Source organism: Yoonia sp. 2307UL14-13, assembly GCF_037572755.1.
Lineage (GTDB): Bacteria > Pseudomonadota > Alphaproteobacteria > Rhodobacterales > Rhodobacteraceae > Yoonia.
The window spans coordinates 1,003,543-1,018,957 of sequence record NZ_JBBIFZ010000001.1 but is presented as its reverse complement, the minus strand read 5'-3'; the positions used below and the strand labels follow the sequence as shown (position 1 = coordinate 1,018,957).

The window sequence follows — 15,415 nt, the reverse complement described above, 5'->3', positions numbered from 1 at the left end:
TCTCAATTCCACTTTCATAGGTCGCCGTTAACCTCTGGCCGTTCATATTCGACCGGATGAAGGAGGTTTCATGCTGCGGATCGTCGCGTGTCTGACACAGGAACATGACTATCGTCTGGTGGTATTGGCGGCGCTCATCTGCGTGACCGGTGCGATACTGACCGTGCGGCTGTTCATGCGCGCGCGTCACGCGACGCGCACGGCAGGCCGATTGCAGATCGGGCTGACGTCGATCGTCGGTGGCGGCATGATCTGGGCCACGCATTTTGTGGCGATGCTGGCTTATGATCCGGCCGTTGCACACGGATATGCACCTGTCCTGACGGCGTTGTCGTTGGTTGTCGGCATCCTCGGCGTGCTGGCCGCACTGATCATCGCCACCTTTCATTCGCATAAGTATTGGATGGAATTGGGTGGTGCCGTCTTCGGATTGACGGTCGCGGCGATGCATTATGTGGGCATGTCCGCCTATTTGATCCCGGGTCGGATCATGTGGGACCCCGCCTTGACCGGTGCGTCGATCTTTCTTGGCATCGCCTTTGGCGCATTGTCGTTCAATCGGATCGGGCGTCCTGTCACCCGCTATTGCTGGCTGGGCAGCGCGGTTGCCATGGTTTTGGCGATTTGCATGATGCATTTCGTCGGGATGAGCGCGATTTCGATCATGCTCGACCCTACGATCGTCGTTCCACCCAATCCGCTGTCGGACAACACGCTGGCCGCTCTTGTCCTTGCCGCGATCGTGTTGATTCTGGTCATGGGACTGTCCGCGTTCATGATCGAGTCGCGATTGACCGAAGAGGCACGTTTTCGTCTGCAGCGGATGAGCGTGACGGACACGTTGACGGGCCTGCCGAACCGGATCGCGTTGCAAGATGAAGTGGATCGGATCGCCGCCGCGATACCGCACCGGCATGGGCAAATCGGTGTGATCAGCGTCGATCTGGATATGTTCAAATACGTCAACGACATGTACGGACCGCTGACGGGCGATGCCGTTCTTGAAATCATCGGTGGTCGGCTTCGCGATTTATGTGGTGATGCAGTTTTCGTCGCGCGGTCGGGGGGCGATGAATTCGTGATTATCGACAAGCGATGTCAGACGTCCGAGGCGCTTATGGCGTTTGCCGGACGCATCCGCGATACCATCACGACGCCGGTTCAGCACAACGACCTTTGCCTGACGCTGGGGGCCAGCATCGGTATCTCGGCCGTGCCGGCGGGCAGCGGGCAGATCACGAAGGTGCTGGAGCAATCGGATGCCGCGATGTCGCATGCGAAAAGGGCTGGCCGTGACCAGATCTGCTGGTTTCAGGCCCATATGCATGACGAGGACCGCGCCCGGACCGCCATTCGGCTGGGTTTGCGCAACGCGCTGGCACATGATCAGTTCGAGCTGCATTATCAGCGGCAGAACGATATCGCCTCCGAGGGCGTTGTCGGTTTTGAGGCGCTGATCCGCTGGCGGCATCCCGAAAAGGGGCTGATCGGGCCCGGTGCGTTCATTCCGGTTGCCGAAGAAACGGGTATGATCTGTGATATCGGCCGGTGGGTGCTGCGTCGCGCCTGCAAAGATGCTGCGACCTGGCCGCATCCTTACCGTGTTGCCGTCAACGTGGCTCCGCAGCAATTACTGCGTGCCGGGTTCGTCGCCGATGTCGCGGATGTCTTGCGTGACACCGGGCTTTGTCCGACCCGCGTGGAACTCGAAATCACCGAGGCGAGCATTATCGGCGATCATCACCGCACGCTGGCGGTGATGCGGGATATCAAGGCGTTGGGCGTGCGCATGGCAATGGACGATTTTGGCACAGGCTATTCATCTCTTGCCACGTTGCAGGCGTTTCCATTCGACAAGATCAAGATCGATCGCAGTTTCGTCACCGACGTCTATCGGGACGAAACACGCGCGGTCATCGTCAGGGCGACCTTGATGATCGCAGAAACGATGAAAATCCCCGTTCTTGCCGAGGGTGTGGAAAACATGGAAGAACTCGCATTTCTTCGGTCCTTGAACTGTCAGGAAGTGCAGGGGTTTTACTTTGGCAAACCGCTCTCACCGCCCGAGATGAACATGACACTGGCGATGCCAGCGCACCGTGTGGGTCTTGCCTCTTGATTTTGGTTGACCTTCAACTGCGCCCATCGGGCAAGTTGATCCGCGCCACTTGTTCGGCGATGGGATCGGTCGACAGGGGGTGGATGTCGGCATCGTATGCGCCCGGATCGCCCAACTGCTGCCATCCGCCATCACGATAGACCTCGAGCCCTTTGAAATTCGCCTTGTATCCCATTTTGGGGCTGCCGGGCACCCAATAGCCCAGATAGACGAACGGCAGGCCAAGGTCTTGGGCGATCGTTACGTGGTCAAGAATGATATACGTCCCAAGCGACAATCGGGCACGTGCCGGGTCAAAGAACGAATAAACCATCGACAGACCATCATCGAGGATATCGGTCAGGCAAACAGCCACCAGATCGTCGCCGTCATGATATTCGATCAGGCGCGACCGGATCGGCGTTTCCTCCACCATGGCGGCGAATTCGAACATGTCCATGTCTGCCATGCCGCCGGTGGCGTGCCGCCCGTCAAGATATTCGCGGAAAAGCGCGTATTGTTCCTCGGTCGCCCATGGCGATGTCGCGCGCCGTTGCAGATCATGCGCCCGGCGCAAAACGCGCCGCTGGCTTTTGCTGGGTGTAAACGCAGACACGGCGATACGCGCGGACATACAGGCGGAACATTCGGCACACGACGGACGATAAAGAACGTTCTGCGATCGGCGAAAGCCTTGTTTGGACAAAGAGTCGTTCAGCTTGGTCGCCGTGTCGCCTTGCAACGCAGTGAACAATTTACGCTCCATCCGCCCGTCAAGATACGGGCACGGCTGTGGAGCCGTCACGTAGAATTGTGGAGCGATCGGTAGCGTGTGGCGCATAGGTTGATCCGTGTGAGTTACAAAACCTTAGCAACCGATTTTGGATGCGCCAAGCCCCTTGATTAATTCGGGGTTAAGGCTGGGGCCTGGCGGTTTTCGTACTGGTGGCGCTGATTGAAGGGCGTCAGCTACCCCATTCGAAATCAACACCTTTCTTCAGGTTCACCTCATTCACGCGCTTGGCCCTTTGGTCCAAAAAGTCGTCGAATTCCGATTTATCCTTGGCCGCCCGCAGCCGTCCGAGGAAGTTTTCGAAGCTGACCTGCTCTTCTTCGAGCCGTTGCAGCGTGTCGTTGCGGTAGGCGTCAAAGCTGGCATTGCCGCTGCTGCGCTGCTTGGCCTCGGGTGCAAGTGGCATGAGGTTTTCGACCGAAGGCATCGTCGGCGCGGGACCCCAGCCGCCTGGCGCAAAGCCACCACGCCAGCCGATGACGGCGGCGACGACGACGCCTGCGACCATTGATTCATTGAATGCGAAAATGATGGCGAGAATGCCGAAAACCCCGAACAGAAGGGTGGATAGCACTTGTACGGCAACAGGCATGGCGGGGCGGGTGTGGTTATTCATGATCTGTCCGTTCACGTCGAGGCTGGTCATCAATACGTCTCCTTTGAATAGAAAGGGCCCCTGAAACAGGGGCCCATTTGCGATCAGGCAGGTTCGGCGTCGTCATTGCCGGATTTCGGCGTGGCCTGTGCCCGGTCATTCATGAACTGGTCGAATTCGGCTTTGTCCTTGGCATCGCGCAGACGCTCGAGGAAATCTTCGAATTTGTCCTGTTCCTCCTCTAACCGGCGCAGCGTTTCGGCCTTGTAGGCGTCGAATGCGCTGTTGCCGGATGATTTGCCCATGTGCCGGGCGCGGCTGCGGGTCATTGCGGTGCAGGATTTGTTGAACATACGCTTGCTCCAGATCATGTAGGCCAGAAGGGCAAGGCCGATGGGCCAGAAAAAGATGAAGCCGACGACCATTGCGGCAATCCACGCGCCCTTGCCGCGCGCATCGAGCCATGCCTCGGCACGGGCGAAAAATCCCGCATTCCGGTGGTCGTCATAAGCCATCGGGGAATGGGTGGTGGCGGTGTTCATTGTCGGGTCCTCTCAGGTTATCGGGTTGATGTGAATGTCTTTCACATTAATGATATCGGATTATGTGGTGCGCTATTCAAGACTTTATGTGAATGTTTTTTACATTGCGCGGAATTACATCGCAAATTCAGCAGGTTGCGCATCAGAAATTTTAAGAAGATGTGTCGGCGCGATAGGAAAGATATGTCGCGGTGTCCCCGCTGCCGCAAAAATCCGGTCGAAATTCAGTAAACGCCGGTCAAAGAAGGCGCGGATCGGATTCAGATGCCCGACCGGTGCGACGCCACCGATGGCGAAACCTGTTTGTTGCCTGATCAGCGCGGCATCGGCTTTGCCCAATGGTTCGCCTGCCAGTGCGCTCGCTTTGGCGTGATCAACGCGATTGCCGCCTGCGGTCACGAACAGGATCGCCTGCCCGGACGCTTCACCGGCAAAAATCACGGATTTGGCGATCTGATCAAGATGACAGCCAGCGGCATCCGCTGCCTGTTGTGCCGTGCGTGTCTCTGCTGGCATTTCAAGCGGGGTGATATCCAGCCCGGTCTGTTCCAATGCGCGGATGACCCGTTTCAGACTTTTGCTCATGTTGGATTCCCGGTTGTGATCGCGTTGACAGATTGACCTTGGATGATCGGGGCCGCAATTTGATTTTATGTCAATCGCCGTTCGCATGTCCCGTTGCCCCACGCCCCACGATACCGAGCGGGGGGCAGAGGCGTTGGCGTTGTGTCCGGATATCGACCCGGCTTTGCATCCCCTGATCAAGGGTGCGGCCGGTTGCAGCCCTTACCTTGCCGGATTGATCCGGACCGAGGCCGAATGGTTGCCCGCCGCGATGGACGACCCGGAAGGTGCGTTCACGGCGCTCTTGGCCGAGATCGATGATCAGGACCTCGCGGCGCTACCAGCCGGATTGCGGCAGGCGAAGCGCCGCATGGCGCTGTTGATCGCTCTGGCCGATCTGGCCGGTGTCTGGCCGTTGGAAACCGTCACGCTGATGCTGACCACCTTTGCCGATACCGCGGTCCGTGCCTGTCTGACCCGTTTGGTGGCCGCCGAGATCGCACGCGGCAAGCTGCCCGGCGATCAGGATTCGGCGACTGGCGGCGGGATGGTGGCATTGGCGATGGGCAAGATGGGGGCGGGTGAGCTGAATTACTCGTCCGATATCGATCTGATCTGCCTTTTCGACGAGCAGCGTTTCGATCCCGATGATTATCACGATGCGCGGGCGAGCTTTGTCCGGGTGACCCGCAAGATGACGGCGATCCTGTCGGATATGACGGCCGGTGGCTATGTCTTCCGCACCGACCTGCGGTTACGGCCCGATGCGTCGGTCACGCCAGTCTGCCTGTCGATGGAGGCGGCGGAACGCTATTACGAAAGCGTCGGGCGGACATGGGAAAGGGCGGCCTATATCAAGGCCCGGCCCTGCGCGGGCGACATCACGGCGGGTGAACGCTTCGTGAAAACCCTGCGCCCGTTTGTTTGGCGGAAACATCTGGACTTTGCAGCGATTCAGGATGCGCATGACATGCGGCTACGCATCCGCGACCACAAGCGGCTGCATGGGCCACTGACCCTCGAAGGGCACAACATGAAACTCGGCCGCGGCGGTATCCGCGAGATCGAGTTTTTCACCCAGACCCGGCAGTTGATCGCCGGTGGTCGCGATGCATCGTTGCGGGTACGCGAAACGCGCGAGGGGCTTGCACGTCTTGCCGCTGCCGATTGGATCCCGCAGGACACGGCGGACAAACTCTATGATCACTATCAATTCCACCGCGAGGTCGAACACCGGTTGCAGATGATCGGCGATGCGCAGACCCATGATCTTCCCACGGACCAGACCGGGTTCGACCGATTGGCCGCTTTCATGGGCCGTGACGTGGCCGGTCTGCGTCAAGAGCTGACCGATCGGCTGGAGGAGGTGCACGCGCTGACCGAAGGGTTCTTTGCCCCGGACGCCGCACCACCCGAAATGTCCGACTGGGGGCATGAGGTCGTCGCACGCTGGCACAGCTATCCCGCCTTGCGGTCGCCCCGCGCGACCGAGATTTTCACCCGCCTGACACCGCAAATCCTGGAAGCGTTGCAAGAGGCCGCCCGCCCGGAAGAGGCGCTGACCCAGTTCGACCAGTTCCTTGCCGGATTGCCTGCGGGTGTGCAGCTGTTTTCGCTGTTCGAGGCCAATCCGCAACTGACGCAGTTGATCGTGGATATCGCCGCCACCGCGCCCGCGCTGTCCCGGTATCTGTCACGCAATTCAGGCGTGCTGGATGCGGTCTTGGGCGGGGCGTTCTTCAGTGATTGGCCGGGCGTCAACGGCTTGGCGCGGTCGCTTGATGCCGCGTTGGCCGAGGCCACCGATTATGAGGCGCAACTGACCGCCGCGCGACGCTGGGCGAAAGAATGGCACTTTCGGATTGGGGTGCATCATCTGCGCGGCCTGATCGATGCCGAGACGAGCGGGCGTCAATATGCCGATTTGGCCGAAGCGGTTCTGACGGCGCTGTGGCCGGTTATCGTCGCCGAATTCGCGCGCAAACACGGGGCACCGCCCGGACGCGGTGCGGTCGTGCTTGCCATGGGTTCGCTGGGGGCAGGGCGGCTGAACGCGACCTCGGATCTTGATCTGATCGTCATTTACGATGCCGCCGGCGTCGATGCCTCGGACGGGCGGCGGCCCCTGGCGACGCGCGCCTATTACGCCCGCCTGACCCAGGCGCTGGTGACCGCGCTTAGCGCACCGATGTCCGAGGGGCGCCTTTACGAGGTCGACATGCGCCTGCGCCCGTCAGGGCGTCAGGGCCCGGTCGCGACGTCACTGGATGCGTTCCGGACCTATCAACAAGATGAAGCCTGGACATGGGAACATCTGGCATTGACCCGTGCACGGGCCATCGCTGGCGAAATGACGATCGGGGAAGAGATCGAGGCATTTCGCGAACCCTTGCTCGCCCACAAGGGGCAGGGTGCGACGGTCCTTCAGGATGTGGCCGATATGCGTGCGCGGATCGCGGAAGAAAAGGCCCCGCAAGGGAACTGGGATGCCAAGATCGGCCCCGGTCGGTTGCAGGATACTGAGCTTTTTTCGCAAAGTGTCGCGCTGCGCGCCGGTTGTGCCGCCCGCGATCCGGCAGCGCAGTTGGACGCCGGGGTCGCGCATGGCTGGATATCCGCCGCCGACGCAGATGCGGTTCGGCGGGCAGGGCGGCTGTTTTGGAGGGTGCAGGCCGCAGCGCGGCTGTTGACCGGTGGGCCGGTCGATCCCGACGCGCTTGGTGAAGGTGGACGCCGTTTTTTATTGCGCGAGACGGGGTTTGAGACGATGGATGCGCTATTGGCCGCGATGCAAGAGGTGGCGCAGGCGGCACAGGCCGTGATTGCCGAAAGACTGAAGGGGACGTCATGACAAAGACCCATGACCCAAAGGGGCTGGTCCGCGAAGCCTACCGGATCGAGGGGATCACCGCGGGCGAATGCCGGACGATCTTTCTTGATTGGGCGTTGGGGTTGCCGGATGGCACCGAGGCCAAGCAAGCAGTACATGCGCTCTTGGTCGCATATGCAGACCAACCGGCGGATCACCCCATGACGCAAACGCTGGTCGCGGCCTTAAAGGACGCACCCGCGCCGCGCAGACGTGGCGGGCGAACCGCACGGCTTGGGTAGGGTGGCGGGAAAGCAAGTAGGAACCTCTCATCCTTACGTTTGGTTGCCACCTACGACACCGCGCCTAAGTGTCTCGTCCGTTTTTCGGTAGTCTCTTGCCCACGCGGCCAGCGCACGAAGATGATTGTTTCCCCGAGAATTTCATTTTCCATCAGCGTCTTCGGCAAATCCCCAAGCGTACAGTCAAGCAGGACTTCACCCCTCCGTTGCGCCTTGGAGGCAATTTGCACTTCGAACTGAACGTTTGGATGCCGCGTGCTTAGACGTTGAACAATCCGCCCCGCCGCACCGACCGCCATGTAAAGGGCCACGCAGGTTCCGGGGCGGATTTTGGCGATGGCATCGGGGATCGCGTAGCCATCCGTACGGTGTCCGGTCGTCAGGACCAGCGTGTCGATGCCTTCGCGATCCGTTAAGCTCTGCCCTGCACTTGCCGCAGCCGCGCAGGCGGCGGTGACGCCTGGGACGATCTCGACGGGAATATCCGCACGCTTCAGCGCGTCGACTTCTTCAGTGCCGCGCCCGAAAATACCCGGATCACCGCATTTGAGCCTGACAACACGTTGGCCGCGCCGTGCTGCCGACACCAGCGTTTGGGTGATCTTTTCCTGTGGCCACGAATGACAGCCCGGCGCCTTGCCGACATGAATACGCTCCGCGTCGCGGCGGGCCAGTTCTAGGATCTCGGGGTCGAGCAGTCGGTCGTAGTAGATCACGTCTGCCTCTTGCAGGCGTTGCACGCCGCGTAGCGTGATGAGGTCTTTGGCACCGGGACCGGCGCCCACGAGGCTGACGCTGCCACTGTCTGTTGTGCCAAATTCAGCTGTCTCGATGGCCGTCTTGATAATTTTTGCCGTTTCTCTTTCGGCCCCGCTTGCGAACAGGCGGCGCGGGGTGTCGTTGAACACCCAGCGCCACAGATCGCGCCGCGCGCGCGGGGCAAGCCGGGCCGCTGCGGTGGAGCGCATCCGGCCAGCGAGGGCGGCAAGATCACCCAGCCGAGGCTCAAGGGTTTCTTCCAGTTTTGTCTTGATCTGACGGGCCAGAACGGGGGCTGTGCCCTCGGTGCCAATGGCAACAACAACCGGATCACGATCAACGATGGATGGCGTGATCGCATCGCACAGGTCCGGCTGGTCGACGACGTTGACCGTCCCACTTGCCGCCTTGGCCAGTGCGTGCAGGGCCATATCCATCGCCGGGCAGCCTGTTGCCACGAAAACGAGCGCGGTGTCCGCAAAAACATGCGGCGTGATCGGGCCACTGCGATGGGTGACACGGCCAGCGGCGGCCAGATCAGCCAGTTCCGGGTCAAGGGTCTGTGCCAGAACCTCGATCCGTGCCCGCGTTTTCAGCATCAGGCGCGTCTTCTGGGCGGCCTGTTCGCCGCCGCCGACGATCACAACGCGGCGATCCGACATTTGCAGGAACATGGGAAAGGTTTTCATGCGGTCAGGCTTTCCGGTTGGTGGCGTGTATCCCAAAGGGCATGGGCGAGGGTGTCGGCGTCAGCAATGGTTGGCGCGGCTTTCAGCGCAAACAGCGCAAGGGCAGCGGTGCCGGTGACCGTCGCCACGGCAAAATCGTCTTTGATCGCGCCGAACCAGAGGCCGTGCAGATCGATGTCATCGCCTGTCTCGTGGAGCCGGCGGGTGTTGCCGGTCAGGGCATGGGCAGGCGTCTGGAAGTGGGTGCCGTCACGCAGGCCGAAGACAGTGATATCCTTGGACGGATGACGCTCAAACTCTCCGCCGCCGCCTTTGATGATCGCAAGGTCGCACTGCCCAAGGAGGTCTGCCGCACGGGCCTGCAACCCGCGATAGGACGGATGAAACACGCCCTGTACGCTAACAGGGGCCTGCGATGGGTTCCACATGCGCAGCACGGTGTTGATGCACGACCGCAAGCCGAAGGTATCGCGCAGGTTCAACAGCTTGAACGCCGCGGGACTCAGTGTTTCGAGAGGTGTATAGGTGACACCCGTCCCGGCGAGATCGAGGGATTCGCGCACCGAAGCGCTGGCCGCCTGATGGGAATTCCAGCCGTGCAGCGACACGCGGTAACCGGCCTGCGCAACCAGTCGGGCGGCCAGCAAGAACAGCGCCGCGCCGCGGCTGCGCCCTGCGGCATAGGACGGCCAATCAAGATCGGATGTGGGCAGTTTGCCAGACACATGGGTTCGCAACGCGGCGGTGAAGCCTGCGATTTCGTCGGGTGTTTCACCCCGCAGCCGCAGCACCATCAAAAGGGCACCAACGGCTTCCGGCGCGGCCCTGCCTTGCAGGATCAACGACATCGCGCCTTGCGCTTCCTCCATAGTCAAAGGCCGCGCTCGGCCCGCACCGCGCGCCACGATCCGCACGAAAGGTGCAAGGCTCATTCTGCCGCCATCGGGAGTGATGCCTCCGCGATTAGGGTTTTCAGTTCAGGTTTGCACGACCCGCAATTGGTGCCCGCACAGGTCGCAGCACCAAGTGTGCTGACCGAACGCGCCCCCGCCGCGATGGCGGAAAGCAGCGTGTTGCGCCCGACGTTGAAACAGGCGCACACGGTCGCGCCCGGATCGGGCAAATCGGCCGCCCCGCGGCCGGCGAGGGCCTCAAGGGGCGACGTGTCGGTGCCGATCAATGCGCAAACGGCACTGCGCGCTACAACAACCGGACGCGGCGCGATAAACAAAAGCGCCTCGACCACGCCGCCCCTATGCAGGGCCACGCGGGTCGTGCCACTGGCCCGATCCGTCTGAGTCGACACGTGCGCATCCATCACACCCGCGAGCAGCTGCGCCTCGGTGCTCCAGTCCTCAATGGTCTGATCCGAGGCCAGTTCCACTTGCCACCCCGTCGACGTGCGCGCGATGGCGGCATAAGGCATGCGAGGCACGGGCTGCGTTCGGCACGCGAGGAAACCATACCACGTTGCCGGATAAACCTGCGCGGTCACAGCACCTGCCTTCAACGACGGCTGACCTGAAATGGGATCAACCACTGGGGCCGTGATGCTATTGATCGTGCCGCTTGTGCTGCGCTGCCGCGTCCAGTGCATTGGCGCGAACAACTGGCCTTGGGGGATGCGGTCTGTAATCAGCGCCCGCAGCAGGCTGCGGCCATAGATAGTCTCGACCGTTATGATCGACCCCGCTACAGCGCCCAGTTCGGCGGCGTCGGCGGGGTGGAGCTCCACGTAAGGCTCCGCCAGATGCGCGCCCAGCCGCGCGGATTTTCCGGTGCGCGTCATGGTGTGCCATTGGTCGCGATTGCGGCCCGTGTTCAAGGCAAATCGGGGTTTGGAGAGGGTTGGCGCGGTGACAGGGATCAAGCGAGCTTTGCCATCTGGGTGGTAGAACCGCCCGTCCGCGAAAAAGCGTTCGCCGTCTTGCGGCCATTGCGTCGGGATCAGGGTGGCATAGTCTGCGTCGGCAAACACGCTCAGGTCCAGATCGCGCGGGAAGGGGGACAGCGCTGCGTCCAATGCCACATATTCCGCAAAGATGTCGGCGGGTTTTTGGTAGGCAAAGGCGTCAGAAAATCCCATGCGCGCGGCCACATCGGAGATGATACGCCAGTCAGCGCGCGCCTCGCCAGGTGTCCTCAGAAACGCCCGCTGGCGCGAGATGCGGCGCTCGGAATTGGTGACGGTGCCGTCTTTTTCCCCCCAGCCTGCGGCGGGAAGCAGCACATGAGCGAGGTCATTGGTGTCAGTCGCCTCGATCATGTCTGACGTCACGACGAAGGGGATATTGGCAATCGCCGACGCCACGCCGTCACTGTCCGGCAAGGACACGGCAGGGTTCGTGGACATGATCCAGAGCGCCTTGATCTTGCCGTCTGCGCAGGCCTGAAACAGATCGACCGCCTTGAGGCCGGCCGTGGTGCAGATCGTTGGGCTGTTCCAGAACCTCTGTACCGCGGTGCGGTGATCCGAATTGTCGATCTCCAGATGATTGGCGAGCATATTGGCCAGCCCGCCAACCTCGCGCCCGCCCATGGCGTTGGGTTGGCCGGTGACAGAGAACGGCCCGCAACCGGGTTTGCCGATCCGCCCCGTGACCAAGTGGCAGTTCAGGATCGCGTTGACCTTATCAGTGCCGCTTTGCGACTGGTTCACACCTTGGGAATAGACGGTGACGACCTTATCAGTTTCGGCCCAAAGCTGGAAGAATGCGGCGAGGTCTTGTGCCGACAGCCCTGTATCGGCGAGGTCTGATTCGTGCGCTGTTTCGATCGATTCCGCCAGTCCGTTTACATGCACGGATGTATAGGTGTCGTCGATCCGATCTGTCTTTGCCAGATGCGCCAGCAGCCCGTTGAACAGCGCAACATCCCCGTCGGGCGCGATGGAAAGATGCAGGTCCGCAAGATCACTTGAGGCGGTGCGGCGCGGGTCGATGTTGACGATCCGCATGTTTGGCCGCGCCTCTTTCGCCGCCGCGATGCGTTGATACAGCACCGGATGGCACCACGCGAGGTTTGAGCCGACCAAGACGATAAGGTCGGCCCGTTCGAGGTCTTCGTAGGTGCCGGGCACAGTATCGGTGCCGAATGCGCGTTTGTGGCCCGCAACGCTGGAGGCCATACACAGGCGCGAGTTGGTGTCGATGTTGGCTGACCCGATAAAGCCTTTCATCAGCTTGTTGGCGACGTAGTAATCCTCGGTCAAAAGCTGACCAGAGGCGTAGAAGGCAACACTGTCAGGGCCGTATTCGGCAATGGCTTCGCTGAATTTTGAGGCCACAAGGTCCAGCGCGTGGTCCCAATCCACGCGCTCGCCGTTCACCTTTGGGTGCAGCAACCGCCCGTTCAGATCAATCGTCTCGCCCAGGGCCGCACCCTTGGAACACAGCCGCCCGAAGTTCGCGGGATGCTCAGGATCGCCCTTGATCGTGCCATCAGCCCCCACCAGCACGCCGCAACCCACGCCGCAATAGGGACAGGTTGTGCGGGTCAGGGTCATGCGGCCACTCGCGCTTTCAGGAACGCGCGATCCAGCAGGATGCGCCCACCCTCGACACGCGCCGGATAGGTCGCCACGCGTCCCTCATCCGCGCCTTGCGCTTCGCCGGTTTCCAGCGAAATCACCCAGTTGTGCAGCGGGCAGGTCACCGCCTTGCCGTGCACGATCCCCTCGGCCAGCGGCCCCGCTTTGTGCGGGCAGGCATTGTCGAGCGCATAGACCTGATCGTCAGCGGTGCGAAACACCGCGACACACCCGAGTGCGGTCTTGATCATCCGTGCACCGCGCGCTGGCACGTCTTCGAGGGGCGCAATATCAATCCAGTCGGTCATTCGGCGGCCTCCAGCGATAGGTTGGCAAGGGGCTGGTAGCGCTTGGCCTGCTTGGCCGCATGCTCGGCCCAAGGATCATGGCGGTAGATCGTCTGGCTGAGCTCGAACCGTTCGACCAGCGCGTCGCGCTCCGCCTCAACCCGCTCCTTGATCCAATCGAGCCCGACCTTGGCCATCCATTTGTAAATCCGGTCGAGGTATTTGGCATTTTCACGGTAAAGCTGCGTGACGGCCTTGATGGTCAGAATTGCGTCGTCTTCGGTGTCGACCTGCATCAGCAGCTCAGTTTCCTTGACGTCCATGCCAGCGGCCCCACCGATGCTGATCTGATAGCCACTGTCTACACAGACCACCCCAATGTCCTTGCACGTCGCCTCCGCACAGTTGCGCGGGCAGCCCGACACACCGAGTTTCAGTTTATGAGGGGTCCACGCGCCGTGCAGCGTCTGTTCCAGCTTGATGCCAAGGCCGGTGCTGTCTTGCGTGCCGAAGCGGCAATGATCGGTGCCCACACAGGTCTTCACTGTGCGAAGGCCTTTGGAATAGGCGTATCCCGACACCATGCCCGCGTCGTTCAGGTCTTTCCAGATCGCAGGCAGGTCCTCGCCACGCACGCCCAGCAGGTCGATGCGCTGACCGCCGGTCACCTTGACCGTTGGCACCATAAATTTGTCCGCCGCATCCGCGATTGCTCGCAGTTCTTTCGGGGTCGTAATCCCGCCCCACATGCGCGGCACGACAGAGTAGGTCCCGTCCTTCTGGATGTTGGCGTGTTTGCGTTCGTTGATGAAACGGCTTTGCGGGTCGTCTTGGTATTCCAGCGGCCAATCGGCCAGCAGGTAGAAGTTCAACGCAGGGCGGCACACATGGCAGCCATCGGGCGTTTTCCAGCCACATTCCTGCCAGACGGCGGGCATCGAGGTGAGTTTTTGGCTTTTGATCATGCGCCGCACGTCTTCGTGGGTCATATCGCAGCAGCCGCAAATGGACGCAGCGGCGGGGATGACGAAATCGTCGCCCAGCGTGACCGCCAGCACCTGTTCCACCAGCCCGGTGCAGGTGCCACAAGACGCACTTGCCTTGGTCGTGGCTTTGATCGCGCCCAGATCAGAGGCGCCCGCCGCGATGGCGTCTTCGATTTGCCCTTTGCAGATCCCGTTGCAGCCACAGATCTCCGCATCACGCGGTAAGGCTGCAACAGCTGCTAAAGGGTCCAGGGGGGTCCCCCCTTGGTAGGCGGGGCCAAAGATCAACGTTTCGCGCATCTCTGAAATGTCGGTCTTGTCGCGGATCAGGCCGAAGAACCAGTTGCTGTCAGCGGTGTCGCCATACATCACCGCGCCGATGATGGCATTGTCTTGGATGACCAATCGGCGATAGACACCCCGCGCGGGATCGCGGAACACGATGTCCTCGCGCCCCTCACCATCGGCAAAGTCACCCGCGCTGAACAGGTCGCAGCCTGTGACTTTCAGCTTGGTGGATAGCTCTTTTTGCACAAAGGCATCGGCCTCTCCGATGAGTGTCTTGGCGGCGACTTTAGCTTGATCGTAGAGCGGTGCGACCAGCCCGAAGATTGCGCCGTTGTGTTCGACACATTCGCCGACGGCGAGGACATCGGCGTCCGACGTGACCATCTGGTCATCCACATGAATGCCCTTGCCGACGGCGAGGCCAGCGTCCTGCGCCAGTTTCACGTTGGGACGGATGCCCACGGCCATGACGAGCAGATCGCAGGGCAGTTCGGTTCCGTCATCCAGCAGCAGTGCACGGACGCGACCGTCTTTACCCAAAATTTCCTTGGAGTTGGCCGAACATTTGACAGTGATGCCCTTGTCGATCAGCGCCTTGCGCAGCAGATAACCCGCCGCTTCGTCCAGCTGCCGCTCCATCAGGTGGCCCATGATATGTACGACCGTGACGTTCACGCCCCGTGCGGCCATGCCTGCGGCGGCTTCCAGGCCCAGCAGACCGCCGCCGATCACGACACAGCGGTTGTCGGGGCCAAGGTCCATCATCTTCTGGGTGTCTTCTAGATCGCGGTAGGCGATGACGCCGTCAAGATCGTGGCCCGGAAGGGGGATCATGAAGGGATTGGACCCTGTGCCGAACACGAGCTTGTCATAGGCCAGCGCTTCGCCTGTGGTCAGCGTCACAGTTTTGGCAGCGCGGTCCACAGTGTCCACGAAACAGCCGAACCGGGCGGCGATGCCTTGACTGGCGTACCAAGCGTCATCGTGCGTCACGATCTCTTCGTACGTCTTTTCGCCCGACAGTACCGGCGAGAGCATGATGCGGTTGTAGTTGCCGCGTGGCTCACCATTGATCAGCGTGATGTGGTAATCTGCGTTCGCCTCGACCAGCGCCTCAAGCATTCGGCCTGTGGCCATGCCTGCGCCGATGACGATCAGTTTCTGGGTCATCTCG

Annotated in this window: 12 protein-coding genes; 3 read left to right on the top strand and 9 right to left on the bottom strand. The window is 61.3% G+C overall.

Annotated features, from left to right (window positions below):
- The first annotated feature begins 70 nt into the window (after positions 1-70).
- Positions 71-2,119: a putative bifunctional diguanylate cyclase/phosphodiesterase gene (locus V8J85_RS05250; RefSeq protein WP_339952629.1), complete on the top strand. Its 2,049-nt coding sequence runs from the start codon at positions 71-73 to the stop codon at positions 2,117-2,119.
- 13 nt (positions 2,120-2,132) lie between these two features.
- Here the strand turns inward: V8J85_RS05250 and V8J85_RS05245 are convergent, their stop codons facing one another.
- From V8J85_RS05245 to V8J85_RS05230, 4 genes are all read right to left on the bottom strand, one after another.
- Positions 2,133-2,939, bottom strand: coding sequence for an arginyltransferase (locus tag V8J85_RS05245; protein ID WP_339952628.1), 807 nt, complete (start codon positions 2,937-2,939; stop codon positions 2,133-2,135).
- 124 nt (positions 2,940-3,063) lie between these two features.
- Positions 3,064-3,537 (bottom strand): DUF2852 domain-containing protein, encoded by a 474-nt coding sequence (locus V8J85_RS05240; protein WP_339952627.1) that lies wholly within the window; start codon positions 3,535-3,537, stop codon positions 3,064-3,066.
- A gap of 53 nt (positions 3,538-3,590) precedes the next feature.
- Positions 3,591-4,028 carry a DUF2852 domain-containing protein gene (locus V8J85_RS05235; protein WP_339952626.1) on the bottom strand — a complete coding sequence of 146 codons (438 nt, stop codon included), beginning with the start codon at positions 4,026-4,028 and terminating at the stop codon, positions 3,591-3,593.
- A 114-nt stretch (positions 4,029-4,142) separates the two neighbouring features.
- Positions 4,143-4,613: a YbaK/EbsC family protein gene (locus tag V8J85_RS05230; protein WP_339952625.1), complete on the bottom strand. Its 471-nt coding sequence runs from the start codon at positions 4,611-4,613 to the stop codon at positions 4,143-4,145.
- Between the two features lie 67 nt (positions 4,614-4,680).
- Between V8J85_RS05230 and V8J85_RS05225 the strand changes: the two genes are divergently transcribed.
- Positions 4,681-7,443 carry a glutamine-synthetase adenylyltransferase gene (locus tag V8J85_RS05225; protein ID WP_339952624.1) on the top strand — a complete coding sequence of 921 codons (2,763 nt, stop codon included), beginning with the start codon at positions 4,681-4,683 and terminating at the stop codon, positions 7,441-7,443.
- A complete protein-coding gene (locus tag V8J85_RS05220; protein ID WP_339952623.1) occupies positions 7,440-7,703 on the top strand; it encodes a hypothetical protein in 264 nt (87 codons plus the stop codon). Before V8J85_RS05225 ends, V8J85_RS05220 begins: the two co-directional genes overlap by 4 nt.
- Positions 7,704-7,753: 50 nt before the next feature.
- On the opposite strand, the gene cysG is transcribed toward V8J85_RS05220, so the two are convergent.
- The 5 genes from cysG to nirB are packed head-to-tail and all read right to left on the bottom strand — an operon-like array spanning position 7,754 to position 15,411.
- Positions 7,754-9,151, bottom strand: a complete 1,398-nt coding sequence (gene cysG / locus V8J85_RS05215) for a siroheme synthase CysG (protein WP_339952622.1) — start codon at positions 9,149-9,151, stop codon at positions 7,754-7,756.
- Positions 9,148-10,083: a glycosyl transferase family protein gene (locus V8J85_RS05210; protein WP_339952621.1), complete on the bottom strand. Its 936-nt coding sequence runs from the start codon at positions 10,081-10,083 to the stop codon at positions 9,148-9,150. The genes cysG and V8J85_RS05210 overlap by 4 nt, the downstream gene beginning before the upstream one ends.
- Complete coding sequence (locus V8J85_RS05205) at positions 10,080-12,656, bottom strand: nitrate reductase (protein WP_339952620.1); 2,577 nt, start codon at positions 12,654-12,656, stop codon at positions 10,080-10,082. The genes V8J85_RS05210 and V8J85_RS05205 overlap by 4 nt, the downstream gene beginning before the upstream one ends.
- A complete protein-coding gene (gene nirD, locus V8J85_RS05200; RefSeq protein WP_339952619.1) occupies positions 12,653-12,988 on the bottom strand; it encodes a nitrite reductase small subunit NirD in 336 nt (111 codons plus the stop codon). Before nirD ends, V8J85_RS05205 begins: the two co-directional genes overlap by 4 nt.
- Positions 12,985-15,411, bottom strand: coding sequence for a nitrite reductase large subunit NirB (nirB, locus tag V8J85_RS05195; RefSeq protein ID WP_339952618.1), 2,427 nt, complete (start codon positions 15,409-15,411; stop codon positions 12,985-12,987). Before nirB ends, nirD begins: the two co-directional genes overlap by 4 nt.
- Positions 15,412-15,415: the final 4 nt, after the last annotated feature.

Excerpts from the sequence above, each read along its gene's own strand:
- V8J85_RS05240 (WP_339952627.1), bottom strand. The coding sequence starts at position 3,537 with ATGACCAGCCTCGACGTGAACGGACAGATCATGAATAACCACACCCGC.
- V8J85_RS05245 (WP_339952628.1), bottom strand. The coding sequence starts at position 2,939 with ATGCGCCACACGCTACCGATCGCTCCACAATTCTACGTGACGGCTCCA.
- V8J85_RS05250 (WP_339952629.1), top strand. The coding sequence starts at position 71 with ATGCTGCGGATCGTCGCGTGTCTGACACAGGAACATGACTATCGTCTG.
- V8J85_RS05210 (WP_339952621.1), bottom strand. The coding sequence starts at position 10,083 with ATGAGCCTTGCACCTTTCGTGCGGATCGTGGCGCGCGGTGCGGGCCGA.
- cysG (WP_339952622.1), bottom strand. The coding sequence starts at position 9,151 with ATGAAAACCTTTCCCATGTTCCTGCAAATGTCGGATCGCCGCGTTGTG.
- V8J85_RS05230 (WP_339952625.1), bottom strand. The coding sequence starts at position 4,613 with ATGAGCAAAAGTCTGAAACGGGTCATCCGCGCATTGGAACAGACCGGG.
- V8J85_RS05205 (WP_339952620.1), bottom strand. The coding sequence starts at position 12,656 with ATGACCCTGACCCGCACAACCTGTCCCTATTGCGGCGTGGGTTGCGGC.
- nirD (WP_339952619.1), bottom strand. The coding sequence starts at position 12,988 with ATGACCGACTGGATTGATATTGCGCCCCTCGAAGACGTGCCAGCGCGC.
- V8J85_RS05225 (WP_339952624.1), top strand. The coding sequence starts at position 4,681 with ATGTCAATCGCCGTTCGCATGTCCCGTTGCCCCACGCCCCACGATACC.
- V8J85_RS05235 (WP_339952626.1), bottom strand. The coding sequence starts at position 4,028 with ATGAACACCGCCACCACCCATTCCCCGATGGCTTATGACGACCACCGG.
- nirB (WP_339952618.1), bottom strand. The coding sequence starts at position 15,411 with ATGACCCAGAAACTGATCGTCATCGGCGCAGGCATGGCCACAGGCCGA.
- V8J85_RS05220 (WP_339952623.1), top strand. The coding sequence starts at position 7,440 with ATGACAAAGACCCATGACCCAAAGGGGCTGGTCCGCGAAGCCTACCGG.